This is a genomic window from Thermococcus thioreducens (genome assembly GCF_002214545.1).
GTDB lineage: Archaea > Methanobacteriota_B > Thermococci > Thermococcales > Thermococcaceae > Thermococcus > Thermococcus thioreducens.
This window is the reverse complement of record NZ_CP015105.1, coordinates 126,047-148,992: the sequence shown is the minus strand read 5'-3', so window position 1 is coordinate 148,992 and position 22,946 is coordinate 126,047. Positions and strand designations below refer to the sequence as shown.

Annotated in this window: 23 protein-coding genes; 2 read left to right on the top strand and 21 right to left on the bottom strand. The window is 55.4% G+C overall.

The window, feature by feature from the left end:
* Positions 1-130 precede the first annotated feature (130 nt).
* The 13 genes from A3L14_RS00745 to A3L14_RS00685 all read right to left on the bottom strand — a co-directional run bounded on the left by A3L14_RS00745 (position 131) and on the right by A3L14_RS00685 (position 13,374).
* On the bottom strand, positions 131-1,354 hold the full coding sequence (locus A3L14_RS00745; RefSeq protein WP_055429954.1) for an alanyl-tRNA editing protein: 1,224 nt from the start codon (positions 1,352-1,354) through the stop codon (positions 131-133).
* A gap of 47 nt (positions 1,355-1,401) precedes the next feature.
* Positions 1,402-2,055 carry a V-type ATP synthase subunit D gene (locus A3L14_RS00740; protein WP_055429955.1) on the bottom strand — a complete coding sequence of 218 codons (654 nt, stop codon included), beginning with the start codon at positions 2,053-2,055 and terminating at the stop codon, positions 1,402-1,404.
* 27 nt (positions 2,056-2,082) lie between these two features.
* Entirely contained in the window at positions 2,083-3,474 is a 1,392-nt protein-coding gene (locus tag A3L14_RS00735; protein ID WP_055429956.1) for an ATP synthase subunit B, read from the bottom strand.
* Between the two features lie 5 nt (positions 3,475-3,479).
* The gene (locus tag A3L14_RS00730; RefSeq protein WP_088886096.1) at positions 3,480-5,237 is read right to left on the bottom strand and encodes an ATP synthase subunit A; all 1,758 of its coding nucleotides are present in this window, start codon (positions 5,235-5,237) and stop codon (positions 3,480-3,482) included.
* 6 nt (positions 5,238-5,243) lie between these two features.
* Complete coding sequence (locus tag A3L14_RS00725; protein WP_055429957.1) at positions 5,244-5,552, bottom strand: V-type ATP synthase subunit F; 309 nt, start codon at positions 5,550-5,552, stop codon at positions 5,244-5,246.
* Complete coding sequence (locus A3L14_RS00720; RefSeq protein ID WP_055429958.1) at positions 5,549-6,649, bottom strand: V-type ATP synthase subunit C; 1,101 nt, start codon at positions 6,647-6,649, stop codon at positions 5,549-5,551. Before A3L14_RS00720 ends, A3L14_RS00725 begins: the two co-directional genes overlap by 4 nt.
* A 5-nt stretch (positions 6,650-6,654) precedes the next feature.
* Complete coding sequence (locus tag A3L14_RS00715) at positions 6,655-7,266, bottom strand: V-type ATP synthase subunit E (protein ID WP_055429959.1); 612 nt, start codon at positions 7,264-7,266, stop codon at positions 6,655-6,657.
* Between the two features lie 38 nt (positions 7,267-7,304).
* Positions 7,305-7,793: an ATP synthase subunit K gene (locus A3L14_RS00710; protein WP_055429960.1), complete on the bottom strand. Its 489-nt coding sequence runs from the start codon at positions 7,791-7,793 to the stop codon at positions 7,305-7,307.
* A 15-nt stretch (positions 7,794-7,808) separates the two neighbouring features.
* Positions 7,809-9,785, bottom strand: a complete 1,977-nt coding sequence (locus tag A3L14_RS00705) for a V-type ATP synthase subunit I (RefSeq protein WP_055429961.1) — start codon at positions 9,783-9,785, stop codon at positions 7,809-7,811.
* 1 nt (position 9,786) lies between these two features.
* Positions 9,787-10,098, bottom strand: coding sequence for a V-type ATP synthase subunit H (locus A3L14_RS00700; RefSeq protein ID WP_055429962.1), 312 nt, complete (start codon positions 10,096-10,098; stop codon positions 9,787-9,789).
* A 146-nt stretch (positions 10,099-10,244) separates the two neighbouring features.
* Positions 10,245-10,937, bottom strand: a complete 693-nt coding sequence (locus tag A3L14_RS00695; protein WP_055429963.1) for a potassium channel family protein — start codon at positions 10,935-10,937, stop codon at positions 10,245-10,247.
* A complete protein-coding gene (locus A3L14_RS00690; protein WP_055429964.1) occupies positions 10,937-12,460 on the bottom strand; it encodes a preprotein translocase subunit SecD in 1,524 nt (507 codons plus the stop codon). The genes A3L14_RS00695 and A3L14_RS00690 overlap by 1 nt, the downstream gene beginning before the upstream one ends.
* Entirely contained in the window at positions 12,457-13,374 is a 918-nt protein-coding gene (locus tag A3L14_RS00685) for a protein translocase subunit SecF (RefSeq protein ID WP_055429965.1), read from the bottom strand. The genes A3L14_RS00690 and A3L14_RS00685 overlap by 4 nt, the downstream gene beginning before the upstream one ends.
* A gap of 331 nt (positions 13,375-13,705) precedes the next feature.
* On the opposite strand from A3L14_RS00685, the gene speD reads away from it, so the two are divergent.
* Positions 13,706-14,137 carry an adenosylmethionine decarboxylase gene (speD, locus tag A3L14_RS00680; protein WP_055429966.1) on the top strand — a complete coding sequence of 144 codons (432 nt, stop codon included), beginning with the start codon at positions 13,706-13,708 and terminating at the stop codon, positions 14,135-14,137.
* Positions 14,138-14,168: 31 nt separating this feature from the next.
* On the opposite strand, the gene A3L14_RS00675 is transcribed toward speD, so the two are convergent.
* The 6 genes from A3L14_RS00675 to A3L14_RS00650 form a co-directional block, all read right to left on the bottom strand.
* Entirely contained in the window at positions 14,169-14,675 is a 507-nt protein-coding gene (locus tag A3L14_RS00675) for a PUA domain-containing protein (RefSeq protein ID WP_055429967.1), read from the bottom strand.
* Between the two features lie 44 nt (positions 14,676-14,719).
* Positions 14,720-15,298, bottom strand: a complete 579-nt coding sequence (locus tag A3L14_RS00670) for a hypothetical protein (RefSeq protein WP_074631347.1) — start codon at positions 15,296-15,298, stop codon at positions 14,720-14,722.
* 27 nt (positions 15,299-15,325) lie between these two features.
* Positions 15,326-15,841, bottom strand: coding sequence for a YkgJ family cysteine cluster protein (locus A3L14_RS00665; RefSeq protein ID WP_055429969.1), 516 nt, complete (start codon positions 15,839-15,841; stop codon positions 15,326-15,328).
* A 130-nt stretch (positions 15,842-15,971) separates the two neighbouring features.
* Complete coding sequence (locus tag A3L14_RS00660; protein ID WP_055429970.1) at positions 15,972-16,499, bottom strand: hypothetical protein; 528 nt, start codon at positions 16,497-16,499, stop codon at positions 15,972-15,974.
* Positions 16,500-16,508: 9 nt separating this feature from the next.
* Positions 16,509-17,078 carry a hypothetical protein gene (locus A3L14_RS00655; protein ID WP_055429971.1) on the bottom strand — a complete coding sequence of 190 codons (570 nt, stop codon included), beginning with the start codon at positions 17,076-17,078 and terminating at the stop codon, positions 16,509-16,511.
* A 119-nt stretch (positions 17,079-17,197) separates the two neighbouring features.
* Positions 17,198-18,973, bottom strand: a complete 1,776-nt coding sequence (locus A3L14_RS00650; RefSeq protein WP_088886095.1) for a tRNA uridine(34) 5-carboxymethylaminomethyl modification radical SAM/GNAT enzyme Elp3 — start codon at positions 18,971-18,973, stop codon at positions 17,198-17,200.
* Between the two features lie 99 nt (positions 18,974-19,072).
* Between A3L14_RS00650 and A3L14_RS00645 the strand changes: the two genes are divergently transcribed.
* On the top strand, positions 19,073-19,825 hold the full coding sequence (locus A3L14_RS00645) for a Nif3-like dinuclear metal center hexameric protein (protein WP_074631351.1): 753 nt from the start codon (positions 19,073-19,075) through the stop codon (positions 19,823-19,825).
* On the opposite strand, the gene A3L14_RS00640 is transcribed toward A3L14_RS00645, so the two are convergent.
* Both A3L14_RS00640 and alaS read right to left on the bottom strand, forming a co-directional pair.
* On the bottom strand, positions 19,812-20,162 hold the full coding sequence (locus tag A3L14_RS00640; RefSeq protein ID WP_232473363.1) for a hypothetical protein: 351 nt from the start codon (positions 20,160-20,162) through the stop codon (positions 19,812-19,814). The genes A3L14_RS00645 and A3L14_RS00640 overlap by 14 nt on opposite strands.
* Before the next feature lie 30 nt (positions 20,163-20,192).
* Positions 20,193-22,934 (bottom strand): alanine--tRNA ligase, encoded by a 2,742-nt coding sequence (gene alaS / locus A3L14_RS00635; protein ID WP_074631353.1) that lies wholly within the window; start codon positions 22,932-22,934, stop codon positions 20,193-20,195.
* Positions 22,935-22,946: the final 12 nt, after the last annotated feature.

Here is a 22,946-nt window from a genome sequence, read left to right as displayed (position 1 = left end):
AAGCACACCCCCGCAGGAAGGTGCGTACAGTCTTAACGCATTACAGTAAAAATTTCCGACAGTCTTTAAAAAGTTTTACTTTCAATTAAAGCCTGGCACCATCCCAAAAGAGAGGACCATAAAGGAGGCATCACCCAAGGTGGGCACTCAGAGCCCTGCGAGCGGTTTCTAGAACCTCTTCGGGCCTCACCTTGAACCCTCCCCCTCTCGCAAGGGTCTCACTTCCGCCCCCACCCCCGCCGACTTCCGAAAGAACCTTCCCCAGGAGGTCTCTCATCGAGATGCCTCCAACTTCCCTGTTCTTGGCGAATATGGCGTAGTTCTCGCCGGCCACCAGGGCCACAGTGCCGGGGTTCTTATCAACGAGGTAAACCACGAAGGCCTGGGCGTCTTTCATCGGGGCGTCCTCGATGTACGAGACGACTCTGATTCCATTGATTTCCTCTGCGTTGTCCAGCAGGGCCTTTGCCTTCCATCTCCAGAGCTCTCTTCTAAGGCCGTCCTTTTCCTCCTCAAGTTTCTCCATTTCGGCCTTGAGCTCCTTCACGCGCTCGACGAGCGGGCGGTTCTTGTTCGACATCTCATCGAGGCTCAGCCAGTAGTCAGCCATAAGCTCGTCCAGGTACTTCAGCGCCCTGTTTCCGCAGACGAACTCTATCCTCCACAGCTTCCTGCTCTTCCGGTAGAAGTTGACCACCTTTATGATACCGACCTCACGGGTGCTCCTCACGTGGGTTCCGCCGCAGGGGATGACGTCAACCCCGGGAATGGAGACTATCCTTATCGGGGGCTGGACTTTATCGGAGAGCTCCTTCCGGAGCTTTTTTCTGAGCTCATCGGGAAGCTCCTCGTAAACCTCCACCTCAACCGGAAGGTCCGACCAGACGATTCCGTTGGCAGCTTTCTCAACCTCAAAAATCATCTCCCATGTGAGCTCACCGAGATAGTCTATCTCTATCTTGTTGTAGGCCTCGAATATCTGGAAGCCCGTCGTGTTGGCGTCGTAGAGGTCCTTGAAGACCGCGGAGAGTATGTGCTGTCCAGTATGCTGGCGCATGTTCTCGTAGCGCCACTCGGCATCAAGGATTAACCTCACCGGTTCACCTGCCTCGGGAAGGCGGCCTTCAAGTTTCCCCTCGTGCCATATCTCGTCCTTTCCATCGACCTTTTCAACGATTATCCTGAAGCCCTCGCCGACTATAATCCCCCTATCTGAGGGCTGGCCACCGCCTTCGGGGTAGAAAATCGTCCTGTCAAGGAGCAATTTCACGTTTTTGCCGTCTCTCTCAGCCTTTTGAACAGTGGCCCCGGCCTCCCAGAGGTAAGCGTTGGCATAGAACAGCTTCTCGGTCATGTCACCACCGGAGGAAAAAGGAAGGCAGGAAATAAAAGGGTTGTTCCTCACGAACCCTCTGCATGGGTTCTTGCCTCTATCAGCGCCTTGACCCTCTTCAGCCTGAAGAAGTTCTCGCGCTCCATTTCGTCGAGGCGCTGCTTGATGAACTTGACGGTGGCTTCCATCCTGGGGATTATGATGTACTCAAGGGCATTGACGCGCCTCTTGGTGACCTCTATCTCCTTCGCGAGCCTCTTGAGTGTCTCCTCCACCTCGGCCAGGCGGACGGCCAGGTCAAGAACCTCCTCGAACTTCCCGGCGGCGAGATCCACCTTGGCCGAGCTGGAAACGAAGGCGTAGCCGCGCTCGTCCGCGCTCCTCCTGAAGGATTCTGCCTCGATGAGAGGAACCGGGACGCCCATGACGTTCCTCCGCTTTATCTCGACCTCCCTGTTGGGCTTCACGGAGAGGCCTATCTCCCTGAGGCGCAGGGTTCCAACGTCTATCTCAGCACTCTGAAGGGCAGAGAAGGCCTCAGCCATCTTCCTGCCCAGCTCTTCCCTAAGCTGGAGCGCCTCGTCGTATATCGTGAAGAACTCCATGACCAAGGCGTCCTGCTTGTCCTTGAGGAGCTTGTGGCCCTTTTTTGCCAGCTTAATGCGCCTCTTGAGGTTCAGGAGCTCCATACGGGTGGGCTTGACGTTGAGAAGCTCTGCCATCTCGACCACCTAAATGTTGAAGGGAGGTCAGCCCTCCCTCTTCCGGTACTTCGGGTGGTACTTGAGGATGTACTCCTTCCTGACACGCTTGAGCTCGCTCTCCGGAAGTTCAGCTAGGAGCTCCCAGCCGAGGTCGAGGGTCTCCTCGATGCTCCTGTCCTCGTCGTAGCGCTGGGCGACGAATTCACGCTCAAACCTGTCAGCGAACTTGAGGTACTTCCTGTCGGTCTCGCTGAGTGCCTCCTCACCAACAACGGCGACGAGGTCCCTCAGGGAACGTCCCTCAGCGTAGGCAGCGTAGAGCTGCTGGCTGAGCTGCGGGTGGTCTTCCCTGGTCATTCCCTTACCTATACCGTCCTTCATCAGACGGCTGAGGCTCGGGAGAACGTCAATGGGCGGGTAGATACCCTTTCTGTGCAGCTCCCTGCTGAGGACTATCTGTCCCTCGGTGATGTAACCGGTCAAATCTGGAATCGGGTGGGTGATGTCGTCGTCCGGCATCGTCAGGATGGGCACCTGGGTGATGGAACCCTTCCTGCCCCTGACACGGCCGGCACGCTCATAGATGGTCGCCAAGTCGGTGTACATGTAACCGGGATAACCGCGCCTTCCTGGAACCTCTTCCCTCGCCGCGGAAATCTCACGCAAAGCTTCCGCGTAGTTGGTCATGTCGGTGAGTATAACCAGAACCTGCATGTCGTAGTCGAAGGCGAGGTATTCGGCAACCGTCAGCGCCATACGTGGGGTGATGATGCGCTCGATGGCAGGGTCGTCTGCCAGGTTAAGGAAGAGGACGGCCCTTTCGATAGCCCCGGTCTCCTCGAAGCTCTTCTTGAAGAAGTTGGCCTCCTCATAGGTGATACCCATGGCCGCGAAAACTACCGCGAACTGCTCCTCTTCACCAAGGACCTTCGCCTGCCTGGCTATCTGGGCAGCGAGCATGTTGTGTGGAAGACCTGAACCGCTGAAGATGGGCAGCTTCTGACCGCGGATGAGGGTGTTCATTCCGTCTATAGCGGAAACACCGGTCTGGATGAAGTCCCTCGGGTAGGCCCTCGCGACGGGATTGAGGGGAGCGCCGTGGACGTCGCGCCTGTCCTCCGGGATTATATCCGGACCTCCGTCTATCGGCTTTCCGATACCGTTGAAGACCCTGCCGAGCATGTCCATGCTGACCGGAACCTTGAGAGTCTCGCCGGTGAAGCGGACGCGGGTGCTCTTTATGTCGAGGTCTCTAGTCCCCTCGAAGACCTGAACGATTGCCATGTCCTCCCTGGCCTCAAGCACCTGTCCCTTCCTCTTCTCCCCGCTCTCGGTCTCTATCTCGACGACCTCACCGTATGCCACACCTTTGACGCCCTGGACGATCATGAGCGGCCCGTAAATCTTGCTAACGGTCGAGTACTCCATTCCCGGCATCGGAATCACGCTCCGTACCTCTTAAAGAGCTCTTCAAACTGCTCGTTCGTCTCATCGATGAGGGCTTTGACCTTCTCTATCTCCGGCTCGAACTTCATACGGCCTATTTTCTCCCTGACCGGGAGCCTGGCTATCTCGTCGACCGGAATCCCCCTGTCGACGGCCTCCATGGTCTTCTCGTAGAAGTTGAGGATAACCCTCATCATGGTGACCTGCTTCTTCGGCGGGCAGTAGGTGTCCACCTCGTCAAACGCATCCTGCTGGAGGTAGTCCTCACGGAGCATCCTTGTGACTATGAGCACCGCCTTCTCCCTGTCGGGCAACGCGTCCGGACCGACGATTCTGACTATCTCCTGCAGTTCCGCCTCCTTCTGGAGGAGCGCCATTGCCGTGTCGCGCATCTTCCTCCACTCGGGATCAACGTTCTTGTGCCACCAGTCCTGAATTGAGTCGAGGTAGAGGGAGTAGCTCCTGAGCCAGTTGATTGCCGGGAAGTGTCTCCTCCTGGCCAAGTCAGCATCGAGCGCCCAGAAGACCTTGACGACCCTCAACGTGTTCTGGACGACGGGCTCGCTGAAGTCTCCACCGGGCGGTGAAACGGCACCTATGACGGAAACACTTCCAATCCTCTCGTCGCTTCCGAGGGTGACCACACGGCCGGCACGCTCGTAGAACTCGGCAATCTTACTGGCGAGGGAAGCTGGATAGCCCTCCTCACCGGGCATCTCCTCAAGCCTTCCGGAGATTTCACGCAAAGCTTCAGCCCACCTGCTCGTCGAGTCTGCCATCAGAGCGACATCGTAGCCCTGGTCGCGGAAGTACTCGGCGATGGTGATTCCGGTGTAGATTGAGGCCTCCCTTGCCGCGACCGGCATGTTCGAGGTGTTGGCTATGAGAACCGTCCTCTCCATGAGCGGCTTCCCGGTCTTCGGGTCCTTGAGCTTCGGGAACTCCTCAAGGACATCGGTCATCTCGTTTCCGCGCTCACCACAGCCTATGTAAACTACCACCTGGGCGTCGCTCCACTTGGCGAGCTGGTGCTGGGTGACGGTCTTTCCTGAACCGAAGGGGCCCGGAATTGCCGCGGTTCCGCCCTTGGCCTGGCTGAAGAAGGTGTCAATGGTTCTTTGTCCGGTGATGAGCGGAACCTCCGGCGGGAGCTTCCTCTTGTAGGGCCTCTTAACACGGACGGGCCACTTGTGGTACATCTTGAGCTCCTCTATGCTCCCGTCCGGCTTCTTGACCTTTGCTATGACCTCCTCTATGGTGTAGTCGCCTTCCTCGGCAATCTCGATTATCTCACCCTCGACCCACGGCGGGACGAGGATTCTGTGCTCTATGATGCTGGTTTCAGGAACGAGGCCGAGGATGTCGCCGCCGGTAACCTTATCTCCGACCTTGACCTTCGGTGTAAAGTGCCACTTCTTGTCCCGGGGCAGAGCCGGGGCGGTGAGGCCCCTCGCTATGAAGTCGCCGCTGAGCTCCCTGAGAACGTTGAGCGGCCTCTGAATTCCATCGTACATCGCGGTAAGAAGTCCGGGACCGAGCTCGACGCTCAGTGAAGCCCCGGTTCCTTCAACAGGCTCACCCGGTCTTATACCTGCAGTCTCCTCATAGACCTGAATGACCGCTTTGTCCCCCTCAAGGCGGATGATTTCTCCTATGAGCCCCATTTCGCCGACGCGGACGACCTCGTACATCTTCGAGCCTTTCATTCCGTCGGCAACGACGAGCGGACCGGTAACACGAATTATCCTTCCCATTTCCCTTCACCTCTTCAGCTCAACACCAATTGCCCTTCTAACTATCTCCTTGATCGCTTCTTCACCAAGCCTGGAGCCGGACTTGTCCGGCACCTGAAGGATGATTGGAAGGGTAACCTCCGGAAGTTCAACTTTCTGGACGAATCTCTCAGTTATCAGGATTATCCCTATATCGTCCCTCTCCACGAGCTCCTTCAGCTTGTTCTTCAGGCGCTCCATATCAAGTGGGGTGTCGTCGAAGGAATAAACCTCGTGGGCACCGGCGAGCTTGAAGCCGAGCGCGGTGTCCTTGTCCCCAAGCACGGCTATCTTCATGCAACATCACCCGCGAGTTCCTTTATTCTCTCAGGGTGAACTCCGTCCTCGATGAGCTTCGCTATGGCCCTGAGCTTCCTGACTTCCCTCTCCTTCTGGAGGATGTAGCTTAACGGAGCCGCGACGCTGAGCGGGTAGAACCTGTTGAGCTCGTTCATCCTCTCAATGATGTGCCTCTCAAGGGCCCTCTCAAGGACGCTGAGATCCCTCTCGACTTCCTCCCTGACGTCCCTGATGACCTTGCCGTACTTGGTAGAGTCCAGCTCGGCCAAGGCCATGCCCAGGTCGTCAACGTGGAGGAGGGGGTCAAGTTTTATACTCCCGCCTGGGATTATCAGCGGCCTTATTTCCTCCGCGGTCATTCCGGCGGACTTTGCCCTGAGAACGGTGAGTATGTTGGCTTTGTCGATTTTGAGCCTGACGAACTCCTCAAGGATGACGCGCTCGTCGTCTTTCCTTGAGAGGGCGTAGCTGAGGAGCTTTCCATAGTGCATCCTGTAGAGCTCTGTCTCGAACTCCTGGAGCGAGATCTCCCCAAGGAGCAACCTCTGGTAGGGCTCCTCGTAGGGAGTGCCCTCAAGGATAACGAGTATCTCCTCCATGGTCTTTGCCTCTGCCATGGCCTTGACCTTTGGAAGCATCGGACCTATCTCCATGACGTAGTCGCCCGCAACCTCGCCGGCGAACTTGGCCTTGACGACACTCGCTATGTTCCTGACGTCCCACTCCTCGAGCATGAACCTGAAGAACGGGTTAACCCTCTTCGGGAGGATCTTAATCATCAGCTCGTAGGTTCCGGCAAGGGCCTTTTCTAGGGCTCTCTCTATCTCCTCGACGGTGTAGACCGAAACGTCGGTGAGGTAGTCCTTGTAGTCGGTGTCCTCTAGACCAACGATGAAGTTCTGGAGCGTTCTGCTCTCGGCGAGCTCGTTGAACCTCTGCTCGCTCAGGAGCTTCGCCTCCATGGCCTTTATCCTGGCGTTGGGGTATGAATATGGGGTGTACTTCCACACTATCCTTGCCGTCTTATATCCCACCCAGGCGAACACCACAGCCAGCGTCGTGTTTAGGATTCCGCTTACGGCTCCTGCTTCCATTAACCTCACCCGAAGAGAGCCTTGGCTATCTCTGCCCTCAGTTCACTCTCAAACCTTTCTATCCTTGACTCGAAGGTGTTGTCGACCCTAACGGAGCCGTCGGGGGCCTCCACAAGAACGCCGCCTATGGTCGATATCGGCTCACCGAGGCTTATCTCCACGTCCCTTCCGAGCTTTGCCGCAACGGCCTTCCTGAACTCTCCCAGCTTGCTCTCAAGGAGCTTCAGGGTCTTCTCGTTGGAGCGAACAATGCAGGCATCTCCACCGAGCTCCTCAAGGGCCCTAACGGTAAGGTCGATGAGCATCGGGAAGTACTCTTCCTCGGAAAGCTCCGCGAGCCTTTCCCTGAGTGCAGTTATTACCTCCTGAATGAGCTCCTCCTGGACCTCAAGGCGCTTCTTCCGAACCTCAAGCCTCGCGTTGGCTATTATGCGCTGCCTCTCCGTCTCCGCCTGGGTCTGGGCCTTCCTGAGTATCCACTCGGCCCTCGCTTCGGCCCTCTTTCTCGCCTCTTCCTTAATCTTCTCCGCCTCCTTCTGGGCCTCGCTGAGTATGTACTGTATCTTCTGCTCCGCTTCCCTGTTTATCTCCTGAATTATCAGCTCTGCTCCATCCATCTTCCTTCCTCCTTGACCTATAAAGAAAGTTGTGGGAGTCAGAAGCCGACTCCGGTAACTATCATGATCAGAGCGCCGACGAGACCGAAGATGGCCATAGTTTCTGCCATAGCGGAGAATATGATTCCCTGGGTGAAGGTCTTCGGATTCTTGGCGACGGCACCGATGCTCGCGCTGGCGATGATTCCCTGGGGTATTGCGGAGAGGCCGGTGAGACCAACCACGAGACCTGCACCGAGGAGTATGGCACTCTTAACTATGTTGTCCATGCTGTTAGGGTCGGTGAACTTGAAGCCGCCACCGAGGATTCCAGAGACCATCAGGATGAGGAACAGCGTAATGAGGCCGTATATGCTCTGGGTCATTGGCAGACCCTCAAGGATGAGGGCGTTCTTAAAGTTCCTCTCATCCTCGGCGACGACTCCGGCCGCTGCGGCACCGGCTATACCGACACCAAAGGCCGAAGCTGCTCCAGCTATTCCTGCGGCAAGGGCCGCACCGAGGGATACGTAAACTATCGGGTCCATCTTTCATGCACCTCCTTAAGCTTCAAACTCCAGCTCGGAAACTTCTCTTTTTGCCCTGAAGGGCTGGAAGGGTTTACCTTCACCTGAGTAGAACGTTCCGAAAAATTCAACGTACTGAAGACGGAGCGAGTGAACGAACGCTCCGAGGGCGTTGATGGCGACCGAAAACAGCTGGCCGCCGGCAAACAGTATGATCCCGACGACTATGCCTATTGGGACGGGGCCGATGCTTATGCCCCAGACCATCTGGGCCAGTATGTTGACGACCATCGCGATTCCCGCCGTCGCTAGGGCCAGTGCCATGAGCCTCGCGTAGCTGAGCCAGCTGCCCACGAAGCCGAAGAAGTCCGAGATAACCAGGAGAACTGCCAGTGCACCGTTCTTGAGCTCGCTGAGTACGAAGAGCACCAGACCGACTCCGAAGAGTGCCTTCCCAGGCATGTCCAGCGCCGGATCTCTGCCCGCCAGGAACAGGAAGGTTATTCCGAGTATTATGAGCATCCAGGAGAGCTGGTCGAGTATCGCGTCCTTAACCTCGCCGTTCCTGAGCTTGACTATGAAGCCGAGGGTGTAGCCGGTGAAGAGGTGGGCTATACCTATCGCCAGGGCCAGCTGGAGCACCACGAGGGCATCCTGGAAGGTGTCCCAGACGCGCGGGACCGTGAAGCCTGCCAAATCGAGGGCGTTGCCGAAGTAGCTGCCGAAGATAACACCCATCGCCATTGTGAAGAACGAGCTTATAAGCAGGGTGTAGGCGAACTTGTAGGTGCCGTCGTTGAACTTCCTGTGCCCCTTGACGAGGAGCGCGGCTATTATCGCTATTATGAGGCCGTACATGAAGTCCGTGAGCATGAATCCAAAGAAGAACGAGTAGGTGAAGGTTATTATCGGAGTCGGGTCTATCTCGTTGTACTTGGGGACGCCGTACATCTCGGTGAGCATCTCGAAGGGCCTGGCCCAGCCCGGGTTCTTGAGCTTTATCGGAATCTCGTCGAGTTCCTCATCTGTGGGCTCCCTGACGTTGATGTAGGCGGTGCCGTTGGTCACCCTCTTGATGCCCTCCAGAACCTTGGGGACATCACTCCTGGGAAGCCAGCCGGTCAAAGCAAATGTCATGTTCGTCCTGGCCAGCATCGGCAGTACGGTTGACTTGTCGCGCTCGTTCTCCATGAGCTCCTGGTAGAAGAGGACATCCTCGTAGTACTTCTCGGCAAGCATCTCCGCGTCTTTCCTGGCGCTCTCAAGCTCCTCCTCCTTTCTCCTGAGCTTCTCCTCGTAGACGGCTATGAGCTCCCTGGGAGTCCCCTCACCTTCCGGAATCTCAAGCCTCTCAAGGGAGTACTTGGCCAGAATAGGGTTGGCCCTGTCGTAGTCGGCCTTGAGGAAGACGAAAACCGCCAGAACCTTGTCCTTCAGTTCCCTTGAAACTATGACAGCTCTGTTCTCCGTAGCCTTGGTTACCTCCTCAACTAGGGGCTTAAACCGGTTTCTGTCAACGGTTCCGACGACGATTTCCAGCATTTGGGTTGATCTGAGGTACGACACATCAAGGTTGAGAGCCGAAAGAAGCTCCAGTATCGCTATGTCGCCCTTTATCCTCTCGATTTCAGTCTGGGTGGAGGTTATCTTGCCCTCAACTGCCTTTATCTCGGGCTCAACTTGAGCAAGGAACGCTTCAACGTCCCTTATGAGCCTCTCGATTCCCTCGTACCTGTACCTCTTCCTTGCCCGCTCCTTCGGGAATATGAACTCCCTGATGCCGCCCCCGGTGGACTTTCTGTAGGCCTTAAGGAAATCTGCAAGCCTTGAGATGGTTATGCTGTACGAGGCGGCCTTCCTGTGGTACTCGTTGGGAGAATCACTCTGGGCAACTTTGACGTCGAGCTCCCTTATCTCCACAATACCGCTCTCGTGGAGGTACGTTAGGAGGCTGTCCTTGTACCTGTTAAGCGTGATGATCTCTATCCTGACCATCTCTTCAGGCTTGAACATTTCAGCCCCCTCTCACGAGCGCTATTCCAGCGGAGATGGCCTTCTCAAAGTTGTTGGTGGCTCTGACCTTGAGCTCTTCGATTTCAGAATCTCCCGCCTCAAGTATCTTCTTTGCCTCTTCCTCCCCTTCGAGACGTGCTTTTTCAATGAGGGATTCGGCGTTCCTTTCGGCCTCCTGCACTATGTTCTTTTCCAAAAGCTTGGCCTCTTCACGGGCCTTGAGGACTATCCTCTTGGCTTCCTCCTTGGCCCTCTCGATCCTCTCTTCCGCCCGTTTCTCTGCATCAACAATCTGCTTGATGACGTCCTCCATGATTAGCCCCCCAATGACACCGAAAACAGGTGATCCTCACGCCACCTTTGGCTTCCCTAATCGGTTTAAATAGTTTTTGGCCTATGAGCCGAGGATTTGACGGGGAAAGAACAAAAATGAACATGAAAGTTGAAAAAAATGTCATGTTAACTTTCATTGTTGGGTTTCTTCTTCTCCAAAAGCCTCTTCACGTCGTCGAGAACACTGTTCTTGGCGAAGATTATAACCTGTCCCCTGTCTGGAAGCTTTGTATCGCCAGAGGGAATTATCAGATTGCCCTTCTCGTCGTAAACAGCCACCATGAGTGCGTCCCTCGGCAGCTTCAGCTCCTTGACCAGCCTGCCCGCTATCTCGCTGTCCCCGTTGATGGTAAAGCGAACTATTTCAGCGCCCTCCTTTGGGAACAAAACGCGGTCGAAGCCCGGCGTGACTATGTTCCTGCTGATGTATTCAGCGGCTATCTCTTCAGGTGAAATCACAAAGTCGAAGTAGCGCTTCAGGTCAGTGACCTCCTCGAATATACGCCTGTTCTGCGGGTTGCTTATCCTGAGCGACGTCTTGATCTTCGGGTTGAGGTGCTTGGCCAGTATGCAGGCTAGCAGGTTGGCATCGTCCTTACCTGTCAAGGCTGCAAAGGCATCTGCCTGCTTTATGTTGGCCTCTTCCAGCGTTTTCGGGTCGGTCGCATCGCCCTCGATGACCAGGCCGTTGATGAGGAGGGAGAGCTCCTTGGCGCGCTCCTTGTTCATCTCTATTATCGTTACGTCGTGCCCCTCCTCCTCAAGCATCTTTGCCACGAGGAAGCCGACCCTGCCAGCACCCATTATCACGACGAACATCAGTCCTCACCGAGGAGGTATTTGGCTATCTCTGCATAGGCAGGCCTGGTTATCAGGATTCCGATGAGCACTCCGAGGATCGTCGTGAAGGCAAAACCCTTGAGCGTTCCGACGAAGTAAACCAGCAGGAAGCTCATGGCCGCTATCGTAGTCGCTGCTGACGCGAAGATGACGAAGAACGCCCTTCCCATCCTCTTGAGCATGCTTGAGCGCCTGCTTATCCTCGTGGTCTTCTCCCCACCGAGTAGCTCATCGGTTATGACTATCTGCTGGTCGACACCAGTACCTATGGCCGCGATGATACCGGCAATACTGGGCAGGTCAAGGTTCCACTTGATCAGCGCTGCAAAGCCAAGGATGATTACCGCCTCGAAGAGGCTGGTCGAGGCAACCGGTATGGCTATCCTCCACTTCCTGTAGTGGAAGTAGACGATGAGCAGGACGGTTATAAGCGCGCCGATGCCCGCGTAGAGAGCCTGCGTCCTGAAGCCCTCACCGAGCCTCGGGGATATGAACTCCATGCCGACGACGTTGAGCTTGACCGGGAGCGACCCGCTCTTGAGGACGGTGTAGATGGTGCTCGCCTCCTGCTCGGCCGTAAGCCTGTCCGGAGCACTTCCGGTTATCTGGACGTCCTGCTGGGGTTCCCCTACGGTAAGACCCTCGCCGAGGGAGTACGGGCCGTAAAGGCCAAGAACCCTTACGATAAGCGCGTGGTCACTCTCCCCCTGGGCCCTCGGGACGTACCTTACCGTGATGTTCATTGCCTCAAGCTGGGTCTGAAGCTCCCCCGGGACGTCAACGAGGACTATCTTGTCCTTGCCCTGAGCGAGCTTGACTATCTCGTCGGCGCTCTGGTTGGCGTAGGCAACGACGCTTATGTTAAAGGCCCTGGTAATCCTCTCAAGGAGCGTCGGTGCCTCCGGGGCGTTGGCGTTGAACTCCGAGCTGTTCATCGTCTTGTAAACGCTCTCGGGGACAATCATCAGAGAGTTGACCGGCGGGTCAAGGAACATGTCAACCGGCCAGCCGGCCTTACCCTTGGCAAGCTCGGCAAACTTTTCGGCTGCGCTCTTGGAGATTCTGAAGGGAACGCTCCAGCTGTTGTCGGGGTTTATCTTGTAGATACCCACATACTCAACATCGTTTCCCGTTCCAAATACCGTCCCCGCGAACTCCATATAGAAGACACCCTGACTCTCGATGACGCTCTTTATCTGATTCGCCTCCTCTGGAGAGGTAACGTTGGCGACTTTAATTAGCACTATCTGGTCTCCCTGGGCCTCAACGGTTATGTCTCTAAGGCCGAGGGTGTTCAGCCTCTTCTGAAGGGAGTCCGTTACGAGCTGCATGGTCTTGGTGTCAACGGGGTGTTCGGTCTGAGCAACGAGCGCGACACCGCCGCTTATGTCGATACCAAACGTGAGAGGCCTAACCGCAAGGGTCACTATCGAGCCTATGAGGAACAGAGTGAGCAGGATTATCCTCCAGTTCAGGAGGAGCTTTTTGGTTCTTCTCTTCATGCCTTACCACCCCTGACAGCTTCCCTAGTAAGGTACCACTTGAGCACGCCCGCGTTGAGAACCCACGTGTTCATGAAGTCCGCGAGCAGACCGAAGATGAGGACTATGGCGATGTTGTCTATTGTCTGACTCGTAGAGATTATCCAGAGAATCAGCAGGGCACCCAGGGTCGTGGTGCTCATCGTGAAGCCCGTCGAAACGGCCGAGAGGTAGGCCTTGTCTATGGAGTCCTCTTTTCTCTTGAGGAGTTTGGTCGTCAGGAGGATGTTGCTGTCAACAGTGTAACCTATGAGCATGAGCAGCGCCGCTATAGTGGCGGTGGTAAGCTCTATCCCGAAGATGCCCATCAGGGCAACTGCTATCGTCATGTCCGAGAGTGCGGAGAATATTATCGTGAGCGACGGCACGAGGTTCCTGAAAAACAGAAAGACCACGACCGCCATGGCGAGGAACGCAAATGCCAGCGCCCTTATTCCCTGCTGCTGGGCTATCTCTCCAAAGGTTGGCTGCACCTCGCTGTGGGTATATTCAGCGGCAGGATATTTCTCCTTCATGGCATCGATTATTCTAAGCGGGTCGGTGCCTATAGGCGCATAAACCCTGACACCGCTTGTCTCGACACCGGTGAAGCTCTCGACCCTGACGTCCACACCGATTTTATCGCTTATGTACTTGGCCAGTTCATCCGGGTTTGCATTAACCCCGTAGGCGGTAACCACAACACCGCCTCTGAGGTCTATACCCAGCGTTGGGAAGTTGACTGCGAGAAGTATCAACGCTATTACGAACACTACGAGCGGGTACATTATCATCTTTCTGTATTCCATCCTTGCCAGGAAGCTCAGCTTTTCCTGTTTCTTCGCCCTCACGGCGTCCCCTGCCGTGGGCTTTGCCTTTGATTTAGGCTTCGACATACCTTCACCCCTTCGTGAGTTTTAGTAAACTTGTCGTTAGTTGGAGGTATGAGTTTTAAAATTAGTGGTTCACGCCTAAAAAAGGCCATCGGTGAGCATGATTAAACTGGACGCAGAGGGGACTTAACCCATGAAAGAGCCTTCAAATCGGAATTGCAGGGAATCCTCCATGAGCTTTCGGAAAATTTCAATAACGGGCAGGATATAACCGCTCAATAAATTCCAGCCCAGTTCAGAGCAGTTCAACACCAGAACGGTCCGTTCACAGCTCTCCGCTTCAGGGCTTAACTTTAAAAAGGGTTCGTAATAGGAGCAACAAGAGGTGAGAGCCATGGCTGAGATAGAGACGATCGGGTTCCATTACGTTGTTGAGGCGGCAGGTTGCGATCCCGAAATCCTCGGTAACGCTGACAAGATAAGACAGATATTCCTAGAAGCAGCCAAGGTCGGTAAAATGGAGGTCAAGGCAAGCTATTTCTTCAAGTTCTCCCCCACCGGTGTCAGCGGGATGGTCATTGTGGCCGAGAGCCACATCTCAATACACACCTGGCCCGAGAAGGGCTACGCCGCTCTAGACGTCTACACCTGCGGAACCACCGCGGACCCTGAGAAGGCCGTTGACTACATCCTCGACAAGCTCCGCGCCCAGTACGCCCACGTTTCCGAGATAAAGCGCGGAATAGAGGAGGAAGACGAGACCTTTACCCACATGATACTCACGTGGGAGGAGAAGCTCGAAAGGAAGAACAGCGAAAAAGACTGAGGTCAGTTTTCTCTTATACTTCCTTTGCCAGCTAGCGCTTCCTCCTTATGAACTCGCCGATGTCGGTAACGTTCAGAATGAACTTTCTCCTGCTCTCAGGGTTTATCCGCCCTATGCCGAGGATTATCCCGTTTTCATCGTAGATAACGAGCTTCTTCGTCCCCTGCCAGCTGTATTTCCTCACGCCGCTCCTCGGCACGTCCTTCCCGGTCGTGAAGAGAAAGCCCGCCTTTGGGGTCAGCACGGCGTAGTTCTTCTTAACTTCCACAAAGTAGAAGAACTCCACGTTGGGATAGAACTTCTCGACCAAGTTTTTGTCCACCTTTATCGTGCCTACGAAGGTTCCGTAGGCGTAGGGCCTGGCTTTCATTCGCTCGATCTCCCGCCACAGACTTTCGTTCACGGCGTAAACATCGCGGAATCTCCCCTCAACCACCGCAAAGAAGTTATGCTTCAACTCGCCATACTTCTCGGCCTCGCGGAGGATCAAATCGTATTCCCACGATGAGGCCCGCCTATACCTCAGCTCACCCTCCATGAACCCACCTGTTGGGAGTCTTGGGCATTCCTTAAAAGGTTAGCTCAGCTTGAGTTTGTGAGGTTCGGGGGAGACACCTCAATCGGGTGTTCTACGACAACCGTGGCGTTTTCCATCCCCCCGTTCGTGTGGACGTGGATATAGTAGTCGGTGACCACCCACTGGGCCGTTGCAGCACTGATGAAGGCCGAAATACCTAAGAAAGCGATTATCGCGGCGGCAGCGGCCTCGGGAACCGTCTCCTCCAGCAGCCAGAGGGAGAGGATTCCAACGATGGATGAGGTAAGCCAGATGCCGAAGGCTATCGCCAAAAGGGGAGTTTCCATGCCCGCGAGGGTTTGCAGTATCACCCAGGCTGAGCCGAGAGCACCGAGGGCGAAGTACGCCGAGCCGAGTAGCCTGCCCCTTTTCGGCCTTGGTGAGATCCCCATGTAGTAGAGGGCCGCCATCCCCAGGAGGAAGTATATGACGATGAGAACGGGCAGACTCCAGGCAATTTTTGGATAGAGGGACCTCGGAACTATCCCCGAGAACATTATGGCCGGAAAGCCATAGAAAATCAGATTGATGACCAATTGAACGATGAACGGAGCGAGGAGCAGCGTGGTCTTCCAGTCCCCCATGTTTTAATATAGTCAAAGGGGATATATCTACCTTTCGAGCTCATCAATGAGCCTCGCGAGGCCATCCATGTCTGTCCTCTCGAACTCCCTCTCGAACTCGAGGCCGAGCTCCGCTATTTCCTCCGGCGTTATAAGTGTTTCAGGGTTTTCAGCGTTTATCCCCGGGCAGGATGCATCGTAATAGAGCCAGAGACTCTGGCCCCTGTACCGAAGCGGTTTTTCTCCCTCGACCCCGAGGGGCTTTCGCGAAACCATGAAGGGATAAATCCTGCAGATTACTGGGTTGACCCCATGAATCCGGCACTTTCCGGTTTCCGGGTCGTGGAAGACGCAGCCGAGGTCCCACTCTCTCACCGCGAGGACGAAGCGGATTTTGTTCCCTTCCACGGAAAACGTCACGAACTCTTGGGGGTCGTGGCCGGCTCTCGCTATCCTCCCTATGTCCCCCAGAGTCAGATACACGTGCCTCCCGCGGCAGCAGTCGAGGCAGTAGAGGCACCTGAAGGGCACAGGTTCGGTGAAGGGCCTCGGGTCGAACCTCATATGCCCTGGTCGGGTGAGGAAGTTAAAAACGCATCGGACACCTATGCCTGGCCCTCTGTTAACAGAACAGACTTTCTGCCATAATCTGGCGAGACCAATGAAAAAAGATGCCGAAGCAGGGTTTAACTCCTCAGCTTTTTCCATAGGCGACTTTGAAGGCCCCCCAGTCGGTTTTCTCGCCGTAGGTCACTGTAAAGTTAACCAGCTCGTACTTTTCAGGATTTTCCCCTGGCTTGTAGAAGATCAGGTGATAACCTGGCTCCACGTACCAGTAGAATGCTGAGGTCACCATGAAGAAGTACTTGGAGATGGCCAGCTTTCTCACACACTTCTCGCTCACGATGAACTTCTGCCCGTCCCAGAAGGCAACGTCCGCACACCAGCCGGGTGTCTGAATTTCCAAGAGCACGGAGTTCCCGTAGTCCTCGCTCCCCTTCAGTATCAGGTGGTTCTGCATGTCAACGGCGTTCTCCCAGGTGTAGTTGCCGAGTGTTATGTTATCAAGGAGGAGTATCTGCCCCTTCGGCGCGGCGACGCCGTATGGAACGGTCTTGTGGGTGAGGATGGGGTAGTAGATTATCCTGAAAATTATGATACCGAAGATAAGAACTATGAGAAGAACCTTAAGCCGAAACTCCGTTTCGTAGGATATCCTCATGGAACCACCTCATGACTTCCCAAGGGACACCTTAAACGCTCCCCAGTCAGTTTGTCCGCCGTATGTCACGGTGAAGTTTACCAGCTCGTAGTTCTGAACGGGGTTCTCTTTGTGGAAAACTATCACGTAGCCCGTCTCAAGGTACCAGTAGAGTATCTCCTTGGCCTCATGTGTCGGAACCCTCCTGAAGGCGTACTGACTCAGCTGGACTTCCCTGGCGCAGTCGTACTTCTGCTGCCAGCCTTTCGAGGAGCCGCCCCATACCCAAAGGTCAATGCACCATCCTGGAGTCTGGACTTCCAGGGTGAGCGTGTCCCCCAAGTTGTCGTTGCCCTTCAGGACAAGGATGTTGTTCCCGGACGTTGCCGGAACGGCGTCGGTGTAGTTCACGGAACCGAGGGTAAAGTTCTGGGCAAGGACGATCTGCCCCTTTGGGGCGGCAACTCCCCAAGGGTTGGTCTGATGGCTCAGCAGGGGGTAATACACTATCATGAATATGGCGATCCCAAAGATGAGCGCCAGTATGAGAACCTTGGCCCGGAAGCTTGTCTCATATGAAACACGGGGCTTTTTCACCACTCCGGCTCACCTCAGTCCATACCTGTTCACCGGTGCTTAAAAGTTTTACTGATGAGAAAAGGTCTTCCAACCAATGGGAAGAGCCAGAAAACCAAAGCCTGGAGAGAATAAAACACTATTCAGGTGTTTAAGTGCCCGTCGAAGTGCCCGAGGATTTCAAAGTCAGCGTACCCCCTATCGAGCCTCTTGGCGACGTAGGGCCCGTTTTTCCGGTAGCCGAACTTCCGGTAGTAGTTCCTAACTCCCACGCCGCTGATCACGAGCATCTTCCTGACGTCGAACTCCTCTCTCGCTATCCTCTCGGCCTCGCTCAAAAGCTCCCTTCCATATCCCCTGTGCTGCCACTCGTACTTAGGCTTTCCACCTATCGGCACGAGCGGGCCGTAAATGTGGAGCTCCCTGACTATGGCTGAGGGACAGCAGTTTATCTCCCTCCGGTGGGCCTTTTCACTCGGAATCCTCAACCTCAAGAACCCGATGAGGATGTCGTTTTTGACGTCCTCAAAGCTGAGGAATATCTCTTTACCTCCAGCCGCTTCATAGTCCTCACGGAGCAGTTTGATGTGCTCGATTTCGGACTGAACCCCGAACTTCTCCATCATGTGGCCGACTTCCCTAAAGCGAATCTCCCTCGGTCTTATGCCCCTCTTAACCAGCTCGTTGAAGACTAACTGACCCAAATTGGAGTGCTTGACGCCGTCAACGATGAGCTGAACCGGTATATCGCGCTGAATTCTCATCACGCGGACCCACTTGGGGAAGAGCTTATATGCCTCAACCAGAAGCTCAACGGCCTCCTCGGTGCGGTAGGGGCGGTACTTTCCTTCCTTCCACCAGCGGGAAAGCGGGGCATCTGCCGTAACGAGCGTGGGGTATATCTTCAGCATGTCGGGCCTGAAGCGAGAGTCTTCGAAAATCGCCCTGAAAGTGTAGAGGTCGCGCTCGAAGTTGCTTCCTGGCAAACCAGGCATTATGTGGTAGTTGATTTTAAGGCCTGCATCGCGGAGGAGTTGTGTAGCTTTAACTATCTCCTCGACACCGTGACCGCGCTTTGTCCGCTCGTGGATGAAGTTGAAAATCGTCTGGACGCCGAGCTCAACCCGCGTCGTTCCGAGCTTCAGCATCCTGTCTATGTGCCTCTCAAAGGCCCAGTCGGGGCGCGTTTCGATAGTAAGGCCTACCATCCTCACTCTGGCCCTCTCGTTCTTCCTCTGCTCGTCTTCGAGGTAGTGGTAGGGCTTTGCGTGTGTTTTCTGCCACGCCTCTCTAAAGGCGGGGTCTTCATCAAAGACGGACTCGTCTTTGTGGACTATCAGCCTGACGAGCTTCTCCTCAAGGTCTTCTATATCCTTAAAGTGCGGGAAGTCGTTCATCGCTTTGAAGGCACACTTGACGAACCACTCCTGGTAGTCCAGGTCAACCGCTGGAAAAGTTCCCCCCTGGATTATGACCTCAACCTTGTCCACGTCGTGCCCTATGTCGGTGAGCTGCTTTAGCCTACGCATCATGATGATGTACGGATGGTAGGCGCTCTGGACGGCCCTTAAAGCTGAAGGCTCCTTTCCCGTGTAGCTCTGGGGCGAGCCGACGCTCGGCCCGCCGGGGCAGTAGATGCACCTGCCGTGTGGGCACGGAAAGGGCTTGGTCATCATGGCAACTACCGCGACGCCGCTTATTGTACGAGTGGGCTTCCTTTTGAGCAGTTCCCTGAACTCCTCGCGCCTCTCCTCCGGGATGGCCTTGAGAATGTCAGAGTTGCCGGGAATCTTTGAAAGGTGATACTTCCTGGATACGGCTATCTTGTACCTGTTGAGCTCCTCACGGCTCTTTATCTCACCGTTCATGAGGGCCCTCGCGAGCTCCTCAACGGCCTTCCTAAACTCATCTCCATCCATCCCAACACCTCTCGGCTGGAGTTGAGGCTCGGTTTTAAAAGGGTTTGCTGGACATATTCAGTTAGTAGATAATTCACCATGTGGATATGGGGTGAGAAGATGAACCGCGACGAGCTCGTTGCCTTCCTCGATGAATACCTGCAGATTTCGGCTTATCCAGACAAATCGAGCAACGGCCTCCAGGTGGAAGGAAAGGAGGAAGTTGAGAGAATAGCCTTTGCCGTCGATACGACGCTAAGAACAATCGGGAGGGCCGCGAAGGCCGGGGCCGACATGATGGTGGTCCACCACGGCATGATATGGGGCGGTCTGGGATACATCACGGGGGTGCACTACAGACGCCTGAAGGCACTCTTCGATGCGGGCATTAACCTCTACGCGGCACATCTTCCGCTCGACGCACATCCCGAGGTGGGAAACAACGTCGGGCTTTTGAGGCTCCTTGGTATTGAGCCGAAGGAACCCTTTGGGGAATACAAAGGTCTGAGCATAGGCTTCCTCGGCGAGTTCGAGGAGCCGCAGCCGATAGAGAAGGTCGCCCAGGTAATAGCCGAAAAGCTCGATACAACCGTTAAAACCTACGAGTTCGGGGAAGGGGAGATAAAAACCGTCGGAGCCATCAGCGGGGCTGGAGCATTCGCCCTTGAAGAGGCGTGGAGAAGGGAGATAGATCTCCTCGTAACCGGCGAGTTTACCCACGCGGACTACCTGACTGCCCTCGACCTTGGAATAAGCGTTGCCGTCGCCGGGCACTATAAGACAGAGACCTTGGGCGTCAAGGCCCTGATGGAGGTCGTAAAAGAAAAGTTTGGGATCGAAGTTTTCTTCATAGACGAGCCTACTGGGCTCTGATGCTCCGTATCTTTTCCATGAACTCCTCCGGCCCGAGAATCTTAAGCTCTACGCCCAGCTCCATGGCATACTCGTTTATCCAGCCAAGGGAAGGCACCTGAAACGGGTACACCACCCAGAGCTCCGAGAAGCCGGCCCTGGAAGCCTTGACGATGTTGTAGAGGAGCCTCTGCCGGATCCATTTGTAGGAGTTCTCGAACTCGACTGCGAGCAGTTTCTTTCCATCGCTCAGTATCGCCAGGTCGATTCTAGTGCCGTCAGCCGTGCGATACTCTGGAACCGCAATCAACCCACTTTCCCGGGCTATTTCAGTCGCTTCCCTGGTCAGGGCCTTCACTCTGATTTCAACCACCCCAAAAGGTTTGAATCAGCCGAGGCTCTTCTTCACCTCGGCTATAGCCTCTTCCGCCTTCAGCGGGTTCCTGATTCTGCCCTGGGCGAGCTCCTTCCTTCCACCGCCGCCACCGCCGGCGACGCTCGTTATCACCTTCGCCAGCTCACCGGCCTTGAGGTCGAGGTTGTCCCCCACGGCAACGACGAAGTGGCCCTCCCAGCTTATGAGGACGACAACCCTCTTCTCCTTCCTGAGCTTGTTTGCCGCCTCGCGGAGGTCATCCATCTTCCCCTCGACGACTTTACCTATGAACTCAACGTCGCCGACCTTTTCGGCCTCGCTCTCAAGCTCGTAAACGAGGAGCTTCGCCAGCTCCTTCCTCAGCTTCTCCACCTCTTTCCTGGCCACCTTCCACTCGTTGAAGAACCTCTCGGCGGTCTCTGGAACCTTCTCCGGAGGAACGCGGAAGACCTCGCTCGTCCTCTTCAGTATCCTCTCGGTTTCCTGCATCCAGTTGATGGCAGCTTCTCCGGCGGCGAAGATTATTCTCTCTACGCCGTCCTGTATGCGCTCCGTCCTGAGAATCTTAATCGGGCCAATAAGCCCGGTGTTCGGCAGATGCGTTCCACCGCAGGCCTGGACGTCCCAGTCCTTGATGTTGAGAACCCTGATGATCCTTCCTGGGACAACACCACCCTGGTAGAGGCGGAAGCCGTACTTCATCTCGGCCTCTGTCCTCGGAAGCCACTCCCACTTCACCGGCCTGTTCTCCATGACAACCCTGTTGGCGAGGCGCTCGATTTCTCTGAGCTCCTCCTCGGTTATGCGCTTGTAGTGAGAAATATCTAACCTGGCCCAGTCGGTGCTGAGCTGAGAGCCAGCCTGCCAGACGTGCTTTCCAAGAACCCTAACCAAAGCGCCCATGAGGACATGGGTTCCGGTGTGGTGGCGCATGTGCTGGATTCTCCTCTCCCAGTCGATCTTCCCGTGGACGGTCATGCCCTCCTTGAATGCTTCAGGTTTATCAACGCGGTGGAGGATTACCTTTCCGACCTTCTGGACGTTGGTTACCCTCACTTCTTCGTCCCCAGCGGTGAGCACACCGGTGTCGTAGGGCTGGCCTCCCCCCTCGGGGTAGAAGGCGGTCTGGTCGAGAACGACCCAGTCCTCAATGACCTTGAGCACCTCCGCATCGAACTCCTTCATGAAGGGATCTTCGTAGTAGAGCGTCCTCGTGTCGGGCAGATCTTTGACCAGCTCAAAGTCAACAACGTACCTGGCGGCCTCCTCCTTCGCTGTCCTCTCGGCGTCCTTCGCAACCAAGGTGTAGAAGTTGTCGGGGATGTGAACATTAACCCCCTCACTCCTGGCTACTTCCGCGACTATCTCTGGAGTTAAGCCGTGGCTCTCGTAGAACAGGATCAGCTTTTCGAGGGGTATCTCGTCTTTTCCTGCCTTCTTGAGCTTGGCAATCTCGCGTTTCACTAGGTCGCTACCGCGCTTGAGCGTCTCGTGGTAGCGCTTCTCCTCGACGTTGACTATATCGAGGATTACATCTTCCATCTCCTTGAACTCCGGGAACGTCGGTGAGAGCTCCTTTATGTGCATGGCGACGATCTCAGCGAGCGGTATCTCCAGACCAAGCTCCCTCAAATGCCTTATGCTCTTCCTTATGAGGAGCCTGGCAAGATAGCCCGCCTTGACGTTCGATGGAATAACCCCATCTGCCAGCATGAAGGTTAAAGCCTTCGTGTGGTCTGCTATGGCATAGATGAGCTCGTAGGGCCTTACTGCCCTCTCAAGCTCCTCGACGCTTATGCCGACGCGTCTCGCGACTTCCTGGCGGAGAACCTTGAGGTCACCCATGTCCTCGATGTCGAACATTCCCGCCAGGCGGGAGTTCTCCATGAGGATTCTCTCGTCTATCCTCTCTATTCCAGCGAGTTTCTTCAGCGGCTCAACGACGTAGCCGAGGACGGCATCGTAAGCCGTCGGCGTCCCCTGGCTCATCCACACCAAGCGCTCAAGGCCGTAGCCGGTGTCGACTACCCTCGTCTCCATCGGGACATAGTAGTCGCCCTTTATCTCGACGACCTGGTCAGCTGGAGCGTTCTCCGGGGCCTTCTTGTACTGCATGAAAACGAGGGTTGCAACCTCCAGGCCGCGGTAGAGCACCTCAAAGGCCGGCCCCGCGTTTCCCCCACCGGCCCACGGGTTCTCCTTGAAGGTTATGTCCTCGGGCTTCATTCCGAGGTCTTTCGTAAAGAACTCGAAAGCGAGCTCGACCGTCTCGTCCATCCAGTATATTGGCTTACCGGGGTAGTTGAATGCATGATGAGCCATCATCTCAAATATCGTGAAGTGCCTGCCGGTTATTCCGACGTTGTCTATGTCGGTAAACCTTATCGAGGGCTGACTTATTGTGAGGGGGTTCGCGGGCGGGTCGGCCTCGCCGCTGATGACCCACGGCTGGAAGTCCATGATTGAAGCGCCAACGAGGAGGACATCATCGCGCCAGCGCGGTAAAACCGGGTAGCGCTTCACCCTTCCGTGGCCGTGCCTCTCGAAGAAGCTCAGGAACTTCTCGCGCATCTCCTCCAGGGTGTACTTCTTAGGTATGCCGGGCTTGCCTATAAAGGCGTACTCGTCACATGGCGGGTCGCCGCAGGTCTCCCTGTCCGGATCGAGCGTCCAGAAGGGCTTACCGCACACTTTACACGTTTTTCTTATCCATCCTTCCTCTTTGAACATCTCAGTGGTCATGTCCATGCTCATGAGCATCACCTT